10 protein-coding genes are annotated in these 15925 nt (G+C 52.5%); 1 reads left to right on the top strand and 9 read right to left on the bottom strand.

The genetic code is table 11. From position 1 onward, the window contains the following. Positions 1-114: 114 nt before the first annotated feature. The 3 genes from ACN0YN_RS23570 to ACN0YN_RS23560 all read right to left on the bottom strand — a co-directional run bounded on the left by ACN0YN_RS23570 (position 115) and on the right by ACN0YN_RS23560 (position 5186). Positions 115-2562 (bottom strand): DUF1588 domain-containing protein, encoded by a 2448-nt coding sequence (locus ACN0YN_RS23570; protein ID WP_417387481.1) that lies wholly within the window; start codon positions 2560-2562, stop codon positions 115-117. After that, entirely contained in the window at positions 2559-3878 is a 1320-nt protein-coding gene (locus ACN0YN_RS23565) for a DUF1552 domain-containing protein (protein ID WP_417387480.1), read from the bottom strand. The genes ACN0YN_RS23570 and ACN0YN_RS23565 overlap by 4 nt, the downstream gene beginning before the upstream one ends. A gap of 333 nt (positions 3879-4211) precedes the next feature. After that, entirely contained in the window at positions 4212-5186 is a 975-nt protein-coding gene (locus ACN0YN_RS23560; protein ID WP_417387479.1) for a Gfo/Idh/MocA family protein, read from the bottom strand. A 280-nt stretch (positions 5187-5466) separates the two neighbouring features. Between ACN0YN_RS23560 and ACN0YN_RS23555 the strand changes: the two genes are divergently transcribed. Further along, on the top strand, positions 5467-6594 hold the full coding sequence (locus ACN0YN_RS23555) for an SGNH/GDSL hydrolase family protein (RefSeq protein WP_417387497.1): 1128 nt from the start codon (positions 5467-5469) through the stop codon (positions 6592-6594). A 112-nt stretch (positions 6595-6706) separates the two neighbouring features. On the opposite strand, the gene ACN0YN_RS23550 is transcribed toward ACN0YN_RS23555, so the two are convergent. The 6 genes from ACN0YN_RS23550 to acs form a co-directional block, all read right to left on the bottom strand. Beyond that, the gene (locus tag ACN0YN_RS23550) at positions 6707-7069 is read right to left on the bottom strand and encodes a hypothetical protein (protein WP_417387478.1); all 363 of its coding nucleotides are present in this window, start codon (positions 7067-7069) and stop codon (positions 6707-6709) included. Positions 7070-7618: 549 nt separating this feature from the next. Then, the gene (locus ACN0YN_RS23545) at positions 7619-10138 is read right to left on the bottom strand and encodes a DUF1592 domain-containing protein (RefSeq protein WP_417387477.1); all 2520 of its coding nucleotides are present in this window, start codon (positions 10136-10138) and stop codon (positions 7619-7621) included. Between the two features lie 2 nt (positions 10139-10140). Further along, positions 10141-11424 (bottom strand): DUF1552 domain-containing protein, encoded by a 1284-nt coding sequence (locus tag ACN0YN_RS23540; RefSeq protein ID WP_417387476.1) that lies wholly within the window; start codon positions 11422-11424, stop codon positions 10141-10143. A 469-nt stretch (positions 11425-11893) separates the two neighbouring features. Beyond that, a complete protein-coding gene (locus ACN0YN_RS23535) occupies positions 11894-12589 on the bottom strand; it encodes a class I SAM-dependent methyltransferase (protein WP_417387475.1) in 696 nt (231 codons plus the stop codon). Then, complete coding sequence (locus tag ACN0YN_RS23530) at positions 12586-13047, bottom strand: Rrf2 family transcriptional regulator (protein ID WP_417387474.1); 462 nt, start codon at positions 13045-13047, stop codon at positions 12586-12588. The genes ACN0YN_RS23535 and ACN0YN_RS23530 overlap by 4 nt, the downstream gene beginning before the upstream one ends. A 146-nt stretch (positions 13048-13193) precedes the next feature. Further along, on the bottom strand, positions 13194-15893 hold the full coding sequence (acs, locus tag ACN0YN_RS23525; protein WP_417387473.1) for an acetate--CoA ligase alpha subunit: 2700 nt from the start codon (positions 15891-15893) through the stop codon (positions 13194-13196). Positions 15894-15925: the final 32 nt, after the last annotated feature.

Raw genomic sequence — 15925 nt, 5'->3', positions numbered from 1 at the left:
GGCAATAGCGCTGTGTATGACAGGTCTTTGCGCCCCATGAATTCTGCTTTGACAGGCACCTGGAATTCAATGTGAAGAGCCAGAACACGCTTATTTTGATTCAATAAACGCGGCTCAATTTCTGGTGCGGTAGAGAAATGCATCCGAGGTCAGCAGCGAAACGAGCAGCGCATTCATGCTGCCGCCGTTGTCTTTGTAGGCGCGATAGGCATCCTGAAGAACGGGGGCATCGTTGAGCGTTTCATTGCGGCCCATCCAGAATCGGAACGCATGACGGACGAAAACCTGTTCGGACCGCTGGCTCTCTGCGAGCTTTTCGATCATTTCGATTGCGTTGGCAACTTTGCCATCCAGAGTGGGGTCACCAGAATCAATGATCTCGCCCGTGGTATCAACGGGCTTCTCAAGTTCCAGTTCGCGATACAGGCCGGCATGATTAAACATTTCAAAAGGCAGTCCCAGCGGATCCATTTTCTTGTGACAGGTCCAGCAATATTCCTGCCTGGTAACCCGCATCCGTTCGCGGAGCGTATTTTGCGGCTCGTCCGGCAGCATGGCATCCACGGTGATCGGCACATCGGGAATGCCGCCTCCCAATAATCGCTCCCGAATCCAGCGTCCGCGGCGGATCGCGTGATTATCCATGGCATCGGAATGCGAAACGAGCCAGCTGGGATGCGTTAGAATTCCCAGTCGTTCCCCTGCGGGTACCGTCGCGAGAATACGCTCCGGCTCCATCGATCCGGTACCGAAGCTGCGACGACTCACGCGGGCATAAACTTCGGGGCCAGACAGTTCCGCCGGGGTGACACTGTGATTCACTTTATCCTGATTTCTTTTGGCAGGCTTATCAGGCTTCTTACCAGACTTTTCCGCCTCTTTACGGGCAAGTTCCTCAGCGGCTTTGCGGGCGGCCACTTCTTCCGCACGGGAGCGTCGCTTGCCAAAATAGATCTTATCGGCTTCCGTGGCGACAACACGATCCGTTGTCAGTAACTGCTTTAATACATCCCGATCTTCTTTCAGAATCTGCTCGATCAACCTGTCCGTACTCGCCGTTGAGTCGAACATCGCCCGATAATGAGACTGCCCCCGATTACTCACACCGGTTTGTGCCAATGCCCGGGCGTCTTTGCAGATGTAACCGCCCAGGTCATAATCAAAGTAATCGCGGAAGAAACGCAGCACACGAGGTTTACGGATACTGTCGTCCGCCAGCATGCGTTCCACTTCCCGTTTCACATCGGCCCGGGTCCGCATCCGCCCTTCGACAATCGCTGTGCGTAATTCATCATCGGGCTTAATGTAGCGCAGTGCATGATTGACGGCCAGCCCCAGTTCCCAGTCCTGCAGCATGACACGCCCATCCTGATCGGGTTGTCCGGCTTCTGCCAGTTCGGGTCTGAAGAGGGCATCGCGTTCGAGAAAAATGGACGACAATCCAAGAACCACACCATCTTCTTTACCGAGCTTCTCGATAGACTGTTTCACGATCGCCGTGTAGTCGTTCGACTCTTTTTGACTCGGCGGACGGAACGTCAGCATTTCAAACAGATAATTGACGGCCGCCTGCAAATCCTGATCGGTATATTCTTCCTGCCGCATGAGTTCATAGACCGGCGTCAGGGGGCGCACAACTTTTGTGCTGTAAACGATACTCGTAGGCAATCCGCGAATGTCGCCTTTCATTTTGTCAGCGATGGATCTGGGATTATCCGTGATCTGATAAGGCTTGGCAATGCTCAATGGACCATACGCCATATAGCGCAGAATGTCTTCGGAAATCCCCAGGATCTGCGTCGCTTCTGCACTGTTGACTGAGTAGAAATCGGGATAGTTTTCCAGACCATGAGTCCGGGACGATGAGAGCACAGCGGGAACACTCTTGACCGCCGTCGCATAAGCCACGGTCCCCCCCTGCCACTTGATGATCCGATCCGTGCCGAAATAAAGCTTGAGTTCGCCGCCGTGGTTTGTAGGAACGTCGTCACCATGCGTTCGCAGGCCAGGCTTTGCCGGATCGTACTTCGGCTCTGTGTTGATCAGTTCATTCAGACGTGTGATGTGTTCCTGTGGCGTCAATCGCCAGAGGCGGGCCGGCGATGAGGTTGGCTTGAGCTTGATGTTCTCCGGCAATCGACCGAACAGCAGCTCATGGTCAACATAGTTCCCTTTATTCGGATCAAGATGATCATGAAAGCCCCCCTTGTCGTGCATCACGCGTGTCAGTTCACCGACAATCAGATCAGAGAACTGCAGACGTTCTACCACGTCAGGCTGATCCATGTCCCGGGGAGGCATCTCTTTCAGAGTAACCTGAGCCCAGACACTTCGCCAGGTGGCGGCATTCACTTCATCTACGGGTCCCAGATCATGCAGCGAAAGATTGCCTTCCGGGTCTGTCTCACCGTGACAGTCGATGCAATGTGTCTTCAAAAACGTCTTGGCAAAGCTTTTAAAGTCTTTGGAGACAGTATGCCCGGGCGTGTATGTCTCCCCCCTTGCTGCAGAGAGCAAGCTGCCGAACAAGGTGAGAACCAGAAGGAATCTACAGCAGGTCATACCAGCAGATCCTGCAGAGGGCCTGTGCCGGAATCGAACTTCCTGGCGAGCTTCTCATTCATATTAAAGTGATCGCAGGGGACTCCTGCGATCTCCAGGAGCGTTGCATAGAGCGAGTTGATGGGGCGTTTCCCGTCCAGTTGCGTAAAGCAACCCGTTTTGATTGCCCCATCGAAATTCCCCAGCAGCATCACCGGCCAGTTGGCACCGCTGGTGTGCTGCTTGTCGGCATTGTTGCTGGTGTAAACGATCAGGGTGTGATCCATCATTGTACCACTCCCTTCCGGGACGCTTTCCAGTGTTTCCATGATTCTCACCAGCATGCGGCTGTTGTACTGACGAATCTTGATCCAGATGGGATTTCCAGGCTGCGCCATGTGTCCCAGGTTGTGCCCCTGTTGATCGATGCCCAGTCCCTTCCAGGCACCAAAGATTTCGCCGCGCCCCGAACCAATGGTCAGCGTATTGGTGATGCCCGAGGTGAGGGATGAAATTCCCAGATCAAGCAGAACATCATGCCAGTCTGTTTCGAACTCGGGGCTGGTATAGCGCGCGTCTACTTTGGGAGCGAATTTCCGCAGGTGATCTGCAACCGAATCAAGACGATCGCGCAGGCCATTGACTTCTTTGAAACCATCAACGAATTGACCGTAGCGCTGCTGATCGGCCTGAGGAAGTGCTTGCCCTTTTGAGGCAGCCAGTTTTTCAATCTGATTCAGCACATTGGAACGGGCTTCATGCTGCTGACGAATCTCTCCGGTTGAAATACCGCCATACAGCATCTGGTAGAGATGATTCGGATTGGAATGCATAAAGATTGGCTGACCGGCACCGCTGGCTGACAGTGTTGCAATCGTGGGTTTGGTCCGCATGTTCTCAATCGAGTCCATGCCGATACACAAGTGAGGCAACAGTGTTTGAGGCAGAACCTTACTCAACTCGTAATCGATGGTTGAGGCGCTGGGGGGCACTCCGTCACTGCCACGATAGCCCCCCAGAGCACCGAAGAAAGCGCTATGCGACGGACTGGTGTGGATACCATGCAGACCATTGATGATGTGCAGTCTATCCTTATAAGGTTCCAGCGGACTGATTGGCTCGGGGAGCTTAACTTTCGCCAGAGAGCCACTCCGTTTCATGCCTTCCGGAATACAGGTCGCCGGATCGAAACCCTGGTTCTGCATAAAGAAAATGATACGCTTAGGCGTCTCTTTAACAGCAGGCATTGCCAGCAGTCGTTCGGGATTCAGCGAGAGGCCGAATGCGGCTCCAGCGCCGGCGGCTAAACCTTGAAGCATTTCTCTACGGTTAAGCATGATCGTTCTTTCAGTGAATGAAATTAACTGTGGTTCACGAATCAGGCGGGATTGATTCCATCCGTCATGGCGAGCAGCGAACTCTGTGTCACAGGTATGGTGGTTGTGGCAGGTAACCTCGCACCAAAACCGGGTGGTATCATGAGCTAAGATCGCTTAATGATGCGCTTGAGGATATTGATCTATTTTAACTGATTTTGGAGAGACCGCAAGCGAATTTCAGGCAGGCAGGCCACAATTGACTGGTCCTACCCAATGGAAATGGAACGATCAGTGTAAGGGAACTGGATTGTTAAAATGGGAACACAGGTAGATTCATCCCCGTTATACGAATCAGACAAACGCGTTGAGCTTCTCCATCCAGCGTTGTACCTGCATCGCATCTGTATAGGTCGCTCCCACAGGGACCGCTTCCAGGTTCCGCACAACCCGACAGAAGCAACGTAACTCCTCAGCCATCATGCCACTGGGCGGATTCGCACGCACTTCCAATGCCAGCGGCCAGGAAGCGGCATCCTCCCAGACCGAGATCGGTCGCGGGTTCGGTTCAATCCGGGCCGACCAGCCCTCACCAAACACTTCAGTTCTGTCAAAACCACGTGGCGGCATTCCTGCGGGCGTTAAATACGAGGCAGCAAACGATGCCAGCGGACCACCGTTCCACTGCAATTGTGCCACAGCCAGATCAATGGCGCCTGAGGCAGTCCGATGAAACTGGGCACTGAAATGATCCGGCTCCGCACAGTCAAGCAATACCTGTGTCGAGTACAGGTCATGCACCATGGCAGCATGGAGCGGGTTCTCACCAGGAAAGTCCTGCACGATGCTCGCCGGTCGATGTCGTACACAATCAATAAAGGAAATCGGACCGCGTGCACGGGCCACCTCCCGCAGCTCCTGAAACTCGCTGTTAAACAGCAGGATGTGTCCCAGCATCAGGTTACTGGAATCCGGCTTCACCAGGGGCGCCAGGCTTTCCGCCTCCGTGAGACTCTCCGCGATCGGCTTTTCCAACAGCACTGCTTTGTCCCGTGCGAGCAGTTCTCGCGCGACGGCCACATGCGACTCTGTCGTACAGGCGACAACCCACGCTTCTGCGCCAGACCCCTCAATCGCCTGAGTCAGATTCGTCCAGCCTGGGACATCGGGAAGTTCTTTGCTGAGGGCAGCAAGACTCTCCTGACGGCGCGCCACCACTCCCACCAGTTCTGCTTCGGCCAGGCGAGATAACGTCAAAGCATGCAATCGCCCGAACCGCCCCAGGCCAATGACGCCTGTTTTCACGGGCTTATAACTCTTCGCAGTCATCGGTTTTCCTTAAGTATCTCTGATAGTTTCTCCGCAGCGCGCCGCAGGTTTTGTGGAAAGATCCATCATAGCGAAACCTTGATTTCACCAGCAAGGCTTAAAGAGACTGACCAGGATCATGAAAACAGCGCGTCAGAAATTGCCAGAAATATCGCGAGGCACTGGACGCAGAGGGGGGGAACGATGTTACGATAGGATTCTGGTGATGCCTGATGTGGTTTCAGGATCAACCCGAATGGGAATACCCGACTAGTACCAGAAGAAGTACCCCGTGCAAAACATGAACTCTCCCCGCCTGTTGAACCGTTTCTCTCTCCTCATTCTGCTGCTTCTGTCGTCATTGCCTGCAACTGCTGCAGAGAAAACAGAAGCTCTGGAACTGACATTGCCGCCTACCTTTTATGCAGTGCCCGGCGTGGAGATAAATATCTACTTTGACAACATCGTTTTGACAGAAACACCTGAAAAATATCAGTTTGAAGTCAGTTGCAAACTTGGTAAGACAGAACAGAATCGCTGGACACTCACACCGTCAGCATCCGATGCAGGCGAACATCCGCTAGCGGTCAAAGTGACTGACGCCAACGGTAAGATGCTGGGGAAAGCAAAAACCACACTGCATGTATCAGCGGCGAATGCAGGTTCTGAGCGTAACACCGTCTGTCGACTCTTAATTATCGGCGACAGCTTAACCAACGCGACGACATACTCTAACGAAATTGCCCGGCTCCTCTCCGCTCCCGGCAATCCAGACTGGCAAATGCTGGGAACTCATAAGCCGAAGTCAGCCGCTGAGGGTGTCGCCCATGAAGGTTACGGCGGCTGGACCTGGCAACGGTTCGTTTCGCAGTATGAACCGGAACCCGATGGCACCAATCGCAAACGCAGCAGCCCGTTCGTTTATCTCGGTGAGGATGGCAAGCCGGCACTCGATTTACCTCGCTATTTCAAGAAAGAATGCAACGGTAAGACACCCGACTTTGTGATCATTATGCTGGGCATTAACGATTGTTTCTCAGCGAAGCAGGACGCCATTGATGAAAAGATCGACGGCATGTTTACTCAGGCTGATATTCTGATTAAAGCCCTGCAGGCAGCTGCACCGCATGCCGAAATCGGAATCTGTCTGACTACCCCCGGAAATTCGCGTCAGGAAGCATTTTATGCCAACTACAAAGACCGTTACAGCCGCTGGGGATGGAAGAAAATTCAACACCGTCTTGTACAACGGCAGATTGAAAAATTCACAGACCGCGAAAAGCAGAACCTGTTTATCATTCCGACTGAGTTAAATCTCGACATCGTGGACGGCTACCCTGTCAACAACGGAGTTCACCCGAATAAGGTCGGCTACGATCAAATCGGAGCGAGTATTTATTCGTGGTTGAAGTACCGGTTGGAGAATTGAAATCAGGTACTCTCCCCCGGTACAAGTACCTGTCACCCCAGTTATTGATTGATTCAATCTGACTCAGAACTTTTATTTGCTGAATTTAACTGTCAGGCAGGAAGCGATCTGTTCAAGATGGCACATTCAGCTCGCGTTCCACAGACCAGAATTCATCTATCGACTGGATTGGTTGAGTCTCGTATTTTCCAGGCAGCAGAATCACTTCCCGACCAGAGTGCTTCGAGACTATCTGGCTGATTTCTCCAGGAGAAATATGATCCGCTGCTATTGGAACGGATTTCAGCTTTGCGTTCCGATATTTTTGTTCCGCTTTACCATACTCCTGTGGCGGCAGATAAATTGTGCCGTTGATAAAATCAACAGCAAATGCGATCACTCCCGGTACAAAGAAAAATAACAGACCGATTGAATTCAGGCCAACAACTCTCCAGTCAAGATCCCCTGCAGGCTGTCCTCTGCGCTCAGGGTACATGATTGTTCCGCAGCCAGTCAAAGAACCAGTCAGCACACTGTTGATCCCATAAAATAGTAAACGACGCCGAGATATCCTAAGCAATGTTTAAGGCCTCCAAATACATCACTGCCGCTCGGCCCGATAAAAGCAGACAGCGCATATCTTCGGTAAAGATGAGGGGGAAATAAAATGATGTGAAAGGAAGATTCAGGTAGGAGGCAATAAACTACTGGATTCAGCGATTGAGGAAAAGATTGATTTTTTTCATCGACGTGACTTTCTGTCTCGTATAGTTCTCAATTAGTTAAGAGCTGACCTGCTCCAGTTGAATTGCAGCTGCCGGCTAACGGCAAATGTCCAGCACGAACGAACCTGGACTGCCTGCTGAAGCGAATGATTATTCTCCAGGCTAAGCCGGGACAGAAGTAAATGTCTACTATTTTTCAGACAGGTGAATACCAGAGATAACCCGGAAGATCGCTTCAGAATTCTCTGATTCAATCTCCCCTGCTCTCAGCCCGGACAACAGCTTCGTGCCAGCAATTCCATTTGATCTATTGAAGCATTTCAACGCGAGCGGAAGATCCGGGAGGTCAAAACTTCGATCACGATAGTCTGCAGGCCGTTGTCTTCAGCTTTGACACGCTGCTGGATGTCTTCGATCTCGTACTGGTCGGACCGTTCCATCTGACGTCCCGTTGAGTAGGTGAGCAGCTTTTCAATCAGACAGTGCGTGAACTTATCAAGGCGGCTTTCGAGCAGTACATGCTTAAAGCTGTCGAAATCTTTGAATGTTTCACCAGAAGGGAGTTTGCCTGTCGGATCGACCTTCGGGCCGCTCCCTTTTCCTTTCGGATGCGGATACTTTTCCCTCCAGCGGCCGATCGGGTCAAATGATTCCAGCGCGTGACCGTGTGGATCGATGTTGCGATGACATACGTAACAGGTCTGGTCTGTGCTGTGTTTTAACAGTTTCTCACGAATGGTGGTTGCTCCACTGACGTCCGCTTCGATGGCAGGCACTTCGTCAGGCGGAGGCGGTGGTGGAGTGCCGAGCAGATTTTCAAGAACGTACACACCGCGTGTAACCGGCGATGTATCAACGCCATTGGCGCTGACGGTCAGTACGCCGGCCATGCCTAACAACCCGCCGCGCCGTTTCGTGCCAGAGAGCTTGACTCGCTGAAAACCATCCTTCAGACGCAACTTGTCTTTTTCGGGCAGGTCGTAGAGATGGGCCAGTTTCTTGTCGACGAAGGTAAAGTCAGCGTCCAGAAAATTCTCGACCGATCCATTCTCATCCAGCAGGGAACGGAAAAACAGACGTGCTTCCTGCTTCATCGATTCCGGCAGATTCTGTGCATAGTATTCCCATGCCGCTTTTCGCGGTGGTGGCAGATCCCCCATGGCACGCAGATTCAGCCAGCTGTCAAGAAAACCGTTGACGAATTCATCCGAACGCGGATCTTTCAACAATCGTCGAATCTGCTTCTGTAATTCCTCTTTTTTCGTCAGTTGACCGGAAGCAGCCGCAGCGAACAATTCTGCATCAGGCGGCGCGGTCCAGAGGGCATAGGAAAGTCGTGACGCCAGATCGTACGGGTGTAATTCGAGTTTATCCTCGGGAGTGATTTCGCTGAGGTATAAAAACGAGGGAGAGCAAATAATCATCTTCACGGCATCGAGAGCTGCCTGGCGTGGCGTCGCCTGCTCAGACAATCGCTGTTCGTAAAGCGTTTTAATCCGACGCTGGTCAGCTTCGTTCAACGGACGCCGATAGGCTTTTTTCGCAAAGTCAAACAGCTGTACCAGAGCCCGGTCTTTCTGAAAACCCTCTTTCCCAAAGACAGCAAGTTCTTCTTTACTGCCGCCAGGCTCTGCAATCGGACCATGGATTTTGATTTCACTGATCCTGATGTGAGGCAGCTCTCCTTCGCGAAGCAGCGCACTACGTCTGACTCCCGTCTCCGGTTTTTTAAATTCGTCTTTGTAGCGTTTATTCAGCGTGATGACGGACGCCCGTGACTCATAAGGCCCGTTAGGAAAAATAAAGCGGGGTGTCTGCCCGGCTTCCAGCCAGACGCGAAACTTGAGCCACTCTGGTTTGTCATCCGGAACAACGGTGCTCGCCAGAATCGGTTCGATCGCCTGCGGATAATGGATATGGCCTTTGGTCACATCGCCGGGCACAACCGCCAGTTGAAATGGTTCGGAAAAGTCGATACGGAATATCTTCGGATCATAGTGCGTGTCGCGATGCAGCGCCTGGGCCTGCACCTGAATGTCATACAGCCCTGAGACCGGCACACCTGCCAGAAAATCTTCAATGTGTCCATAACCACCCTGTCGCGTGTCAGTATTAGGCTGTTCGTAGAGACAGAGATACCGATATTTGAACACACTTTTATGAGCCCCAGAGAGTTCTTCGTACTGTTTGAAATTGTCTTTAAAGTGCCACGACTTTGGTTTCATCTCAGGTTTACCCAGACGGGCTTCTACCAGTCGGGAGGCTGCCTGGAAATACTGATCCAGCAGAAACCCGGATGTCACCAGCGACTCACCGATATTGTCCATATGCTGGCTGGTCTCTTCCTTCGGGAAGTCCGCCGTCAAACCCAATGTATCGACACGACGGTCAAACAGGGTGGCCAGGGTGTTTTCATACTCCCGATTAGAAAGGCGACGCATGATGGTGCGCGACCCGGTACTTTCAAACTGGCTCCGCGCTTCCTGAATACTGTCGCGCAAGGCACCGATTAAAGCGAGTCGCTCTTTGTCGGTCGGCTGCTCCGAGTCTTCGGGTGGCATTTTCCGCAGTGTCATCTGGTCGATGATCCCATCAGCGGTGATCAGCTGCTGCTCCGATTTGAGCGGCAGTGAAAATGTTTCAAACTCACGTTCACCATCAGCGGTCGCCACGTCATGGCAATCCAGACAGTATTTTTTCAACAGCCTGGTGACTGTGGGAGCGTGTTTGTGCTGCGGCTCCGCTGCAGCACAAGGCAGCAGCAGTGAAGTACAGAGAGCGATTCCACAGACGGTGCGAAATGCACGCCTGCTGAGAGTCTTGATGGGCCGCGTATTCATCTTCAGGAGAACCTTCCGGTGCTCGTTCCGAATGCTTCCTTCTCCACACCCATCTTCTGAGCGATATCCAGGAAGAGATTACACAACGGGACCTTGCCCGGGCCTTTTGAGGGAGCCTTTCGGAATTCACCAGTCGCATATCCACCACCAGCCATGATAATGGGTAAGTCAGAGTTGGTGTGTGAATTGGCATTTCCCATACCGCTCCCGAACAGGACAGCGGTTGAATCGAGCAGTGTCTGCTCGCCGTCAGGAATCCCAGCGAGTCGGGTCAGGAATTTTCCAAACTGCTCGATCTGATATTTCTCCAGAGTGACCAGATACCCGATCGTTTCTTCATTATTACCGTGATGTGACAGACCATGATAGGACTTATCGATACCCAGATGTTGCGGCAAAAAGCTGCCGCCAATTTCCAGCGTGGCAATCCGTGTGGAATCGGTCTGCAACGCCAACGCGATCAATTCGTAGAGCATAGGCAGGTCTTCCACAGTGTTCTTATCGGCCGGCTTGTCGAATGGTGCTTTCGGCTTGGGCTGATCAGACCAGACCTGGCGGAGCTTCAGACGTTTTTCGACATCGCGAATCGAGCTGAAATACTCATCGAGTTTTGCCTTGTCTTCACTGTTGACTCGTTTCGAAAGCGAACGGGCTTCATCGTGAATCGAATCCAGAATCGATGCCTGCAGCGAGTTCTCTTTTACTTTCCGTGCCTGTAGCTGTTTCGAGTCTGCGACGAAGAGACGGTCAAACAGTTCGGCAGGCCCCGTAATCGGCGGAACGCGAACACCCGACTTCGTCCATGAGAGTTGACAGCCACCATGGATGCCCCCTTCCGAACCGACCGTGAGTGACGGAAATCGCGTCTGATTGCCGATTTCATCAGCGATGAATTGATCGATGGTGACGTTGCCGTCTGTACGGTTTTTAGATTCGTGATGCAGTAGACCTGACAGGAATGTATGCACGGCAAAGTGACCGCCACGCAGTCCGTGATCGAGACCACGATAGACTGTCATCTGCTTGCGATTCGCGGCGAGAGGTTTGAGCAGTGTTGTTTCTTCAAACTCTTTACCGGTTTTCTCAGGGAAAAAATGCTTCAGCTGAAACCCGAGTAAGTTACCCACTGCGACAAACCGTTGAGCGCCTGCTCCTGCCCCGCGAGACTCGGCAATCGCTGAATTCCCTGCAAGAGCGCCAGCCATCAGAGAGGGCAGCCCGGGCAAAGCCAGCGATCCGGCAACGGAACGAAGAATGAATCGGCGACGATTAATTTTATTATTCATGCTAACAGTCTGTTCAATAACAAAGGGAAACTGACAGTCCTCTTGAAAATCACTTCTTGACGCGATTAGAAGTATTTTTCAATATGTGTGGAGCCTGATCAAGAGACAGAACCTCACTATCCGATTTTACCCGAAACGGTGACTCAACGCCATGTATCTTTGTAACAGGACACTTAATATTTATCGGTGATCCTGGTTGTCAATCCGTCACATTTTTCGACTTTCACTGCTCAAAACGAATATTCAAGATCTCCAGATGCAGCAAGTTCTCTTCTTTCGACTTCAGAACGCGACAATAGAAAGAACAGTAACGCCTGATGAAATTGCAATCGTTTTACCTTCTCAGATCCAGAATCTGAATCGGGATCGTTCATTCGGGGGTCCGTTCAAAACGCGCTCACGCTCCCTCAATAAAACATCGCATTCCATTGAACTGATTCAATTCTCGATCCATGTTGACCGAGGAGTATCAGGCATATGCCACCCAGCCACGAAAAGCAAACCCAGCGTAAAACAAACTGACATGAGAGAACCCTGCTTCACGCAAAATCGCTTCGTCCTGCTCGGGTGTGAGTATTTTCAGGTGTGAATTGATTGCGGCGCGGGCAGCATCCGCATTATGGGCTTCCACACCGGAACTGACGGCAAACGCAGCGTATCGCGACAGCCATCTGTCCCGCTCTCCTTCATGCTGAGGAAAACTCAAGTGGACGACAACTAAGGGTGAGCCAGGCCGCAAGCGACGGTGAATCTCCGCCGCTATGCGTTGACGCTCTTCCTGATCTATGAAGTGCATGGTCAGAAGACAAGTTGCTGCATCGAACGGTCCCTGCGGGGCAACGTCAATTTCTCCCTCGTACAACTGGACGCGCGAATTGAGTGATCCTAATGTCTGCTCTGCAAGCCGGATCATTTCCGCGGCCGGGTCAACGCCATCAAAGGTCCAGCCAGATTGAGCCTCTGCGAACGTCTTCAACTCCAATCCACCCCCTGCTCCAACAACGAGCACGCGTCCTGTTTCGGGAACACACTCCGTCAGTAGAAGAGTCGTCATGCGTTGCATGTCATAGAACCCGGGAACAATGCGCGGTGGTCCCTCTGCATAGCGCGCGACGACACCGGCATCCGTAAAGGGAGAAGGAGGTTCGACAGGGTTCTGAGTCATTCACTCACTCCGCGACTGGCAGGGGAACTGTCACGAGCGATGAGCCGGGCATGATAGTCGGCGCTCAATATAGACAGTGTAATTTCGCCAAAACGAGTAAGCAGAAGTTCCTCTGCATCATCAAATGCCTGCTGCAGGGTCGCATTCACGGCCTGTTCCACCAGACAGCCCGGCGCTTCAGTCCGATTGCCGATCGCCAGCAGCGCAGGACTGTCGAGCGCAACATAAACATCCCGTAATGTCACCTTTGACAGGTCACACGACAGTATCCAGCCGCCGCCATGTCCCTTGACCGATTTCACGTACCCACGCTGCCTGAGGCCTGCCATGATTCGCCGAATCACAACCGGATTGGTATCCATCATTCTGGACAGGTCTGCAGAAGTAACGAACCCATCCCGCTCTGCCATATGGAGCAGGATGTGAAGAACTCCAGATAATTTACTGTCGCGTCTCATGCAACTTATAATATTACATGATAGTAATACAGTCAAGCATCACGGTAAAAGTAACGCATTACAGATATCTCTGAGATTAAACGACCCCTTCCACTGCTAGAAAGCCAAGACGGCCAGCGGCTGCCAGTTATATGTGTTCAAGATATTCAGGGAGAGCTGATGCCGAGATTTTTCATCAGCAGAATGGTGTCCATGGAATGCGTATGCTGTTTTGCGAAGTCACGCTTTCGAAACATTTCCAGCATGCGATAGTTATCGGGGGCCGTTTCAGCCACGATCCGTTGCACTCCCCAGATACGACAGACATCCAGACAGTAATCCGTCAGAATTGATCCCAGCCCCTGTCCCTGCCAGCGATCTCCCACCAGTACAGCATACTCGGCTTCCTGATGATCCGCGTCCGCCACCATGCGTCCTACTCCAATCAGTTGCCCAGTGGGATCTTCCACTCTCTCTGCGACAATGGCAATTTCACGGTCGTAGTCAATAAAACAGAAGCGGGTTGCCATGTCATGTGTCGTCCCTTGAAATGAAAACCGGAACCGGGCGCGAATTGATTCGGGAGAACAGCCTCGCAGCAGTTCGTGCCATTTATCTTCATCCTCCGGTTGAATCGGACGCAGTCGCGCCAGGGTGCCATCCTTGAGTGTCACGGTTTTTGAATACTCTTCCGGAACAGGTCGGATCGCCAGATGCGAATAAGGGCGCGACGATTTCTGACTCTGTGCCCGGTCAACCACAATCCGTGCATCCAGGGCAATGGAATAAGCGGGTGTTACCATGAGAGGATTGATATCCAGCTCGACGATTTCCGGCATATCGGCAACGAAGTAGGACAACCGGATTAACACTTCGATCAACTGATCCTGGTTCACAACGGGATGCCCACGATAACCGTTCAACAAAGGCCAGGAACGCAGCGACTCCAGCGCGTGCCGCGCCAGTCGTTCATTTAAAGGTGGCAATTCCAGCGCACGATCCTGATAGAGTTCGGCGGAGGTTCCTCCCGCTCCCACCAGCAGAACCATCCCAAACACCGGGTCCCGTTTGACACCCAAAATCAGTTCGTGGCCTTCCGGCTCGGAAACCATCTTCTGAACAGTCACTCCTTCCAGATGCGCATCCGGTCGCGCCGCTTTCACGCGCTGCATGATGCGGTCATACGCTTCGCTGATTTCATGCTCATCGTACAAATCCAGTTCGACTCCCCCCACATCTGTTTTGTGAGTAATCTGTTCTGAGAATACTTTAAGCACGACCGGCAGCCCCATTTCGTGAGACAACTTCACAGCTTCTTCGGCACTGCGGGCAATTTCTGTTCGATTGACTGGTATCCCATACGCTTCCAGAAGCCGTTTCGAAGTAGATTCAGAGAGAATGTCACGCCCCTCCTGCAACGCAGCTTCAGCCAGTTCCCGCAGGTGGCCGCGATCGAGCGAATACTGAACCGGCATCGCCCGCGGCATTTCATACAGAAACTGACGATTCCGGGCATAGGTCACCAGGTACATAAAAGCCCGCACGGCCTGTTCGGGAGTATTATAAGTCGGAATGCCGGCGCTGTTCAGCTTCCTTGTTCCCTCCAGGACTTTACTCCCCCCCATCCAGGAAGTGAGTACGGGTTTCGATGTGGACTTCGCGGCTTTGATCACCGCATCTGCAGCCCCAGTTGGATCGGTCATTGCCTGTGGCGACAATACCACGAGCACCCCATCCACGTGTGAATCAGCGAGCACAATCTCCAGCGCGTCCCCGAATCGTTCCGGCGGCGCATCTCCCAGAACATCCAGCGGATTCCCATGAGACCACGCAGACGGTAACACACCATTCAGCCGTTCAATGGTGTCTTCCGAAAGCGTTGCCAGAACTCCCTGTCGCTCCAGCAGCGCATCGGTGGCCATGACACCCGGACCGCCGGCGTTGGTGACAATCGCCAGACGATCTCCCCGCGGCGTACGTTGTCGTGCGAGCAATTCAGCACAGTCAAACAGATCATCGAGTTCAAAAACGCGGACAATCCCTGCGCGGGCAAACGCCGCTTCATAGACAGCATCCACGCCGGCCATCGCCCCCGTATGAGATGCCGCCGCTTTGGCAGATTCCTGAAAACGTCCCGCTTTATACGCAATGATCGGTTTATTTTTGGTAAACGCCCGCGCCGCCGACATGAACTGACGCGCTTCGGTAATCGACTCAACATACAGAATGATCGACTTCGTCTGCTGATCCAAAGCAAAATAATCAATCAGGTCCGCCATACCGACATCCAGCATGTTCCCCACAGAGACGAAGTGAGAAAAACCAACCTTTTCCTGTAACGCCCAGTCCAGTACAGCAGTGCAGAGCGCACCAGACTGCGATATGAAAGCGACATTTCCCTTGAGAGGCATATCGGTGGCAAAACTGGCATTCAGATTGAAGTAGGGAGCCATGATCCCCAGACAGTTCGGTCCGATAATTCGCATGCCCGAGAACTGTCGGGCTATATTCAGAACCTGTTGTTCCAATTCTTTTCCTGCGGCACCTGTTTCACGAAAACCGGCGGACAGAATCACAATGCCCCGGATCCCCGCTGTCCCACACTGCTGGATCACTTCAGGAATCGTTTGTGCCGGAGTGCAGATGACCGCCAGATCGACAGGTTCAGGCAGTTCCAGTACCGATTGATAACAGCGATGTTCGCCTAACTGTGTATGCCGGGAATTCACCGGATAGATTTCTCCAGCAAATTCTCCCGCCAGCAGGTTCTGAAACACCGTCTGTCCGACACTCAGCGGACGTTGGCTGGCTCCCACCACAGCAATCCGGCGGGGACGAAATATTTTCTCAAGGTTCCGAATCGGCATAAGAAATTGTCTTTGCTTTTTACTTTTTATAT

Origin of the sequence: Gimesia sp. (assembly GCF_048260065.1) — a bacterium.
Taxonomy (GTDB): domain Bacteria; phylum Planctomycetota; class Planctomycetia; order Planctomycetales; family Planctomycetaceae; genus Gimesia.
The sequence above is the reverse complement of the archived record's forward strand: the minus strand, read 5'-3'. Positions and strand labels throughout refer to the sequence as shown.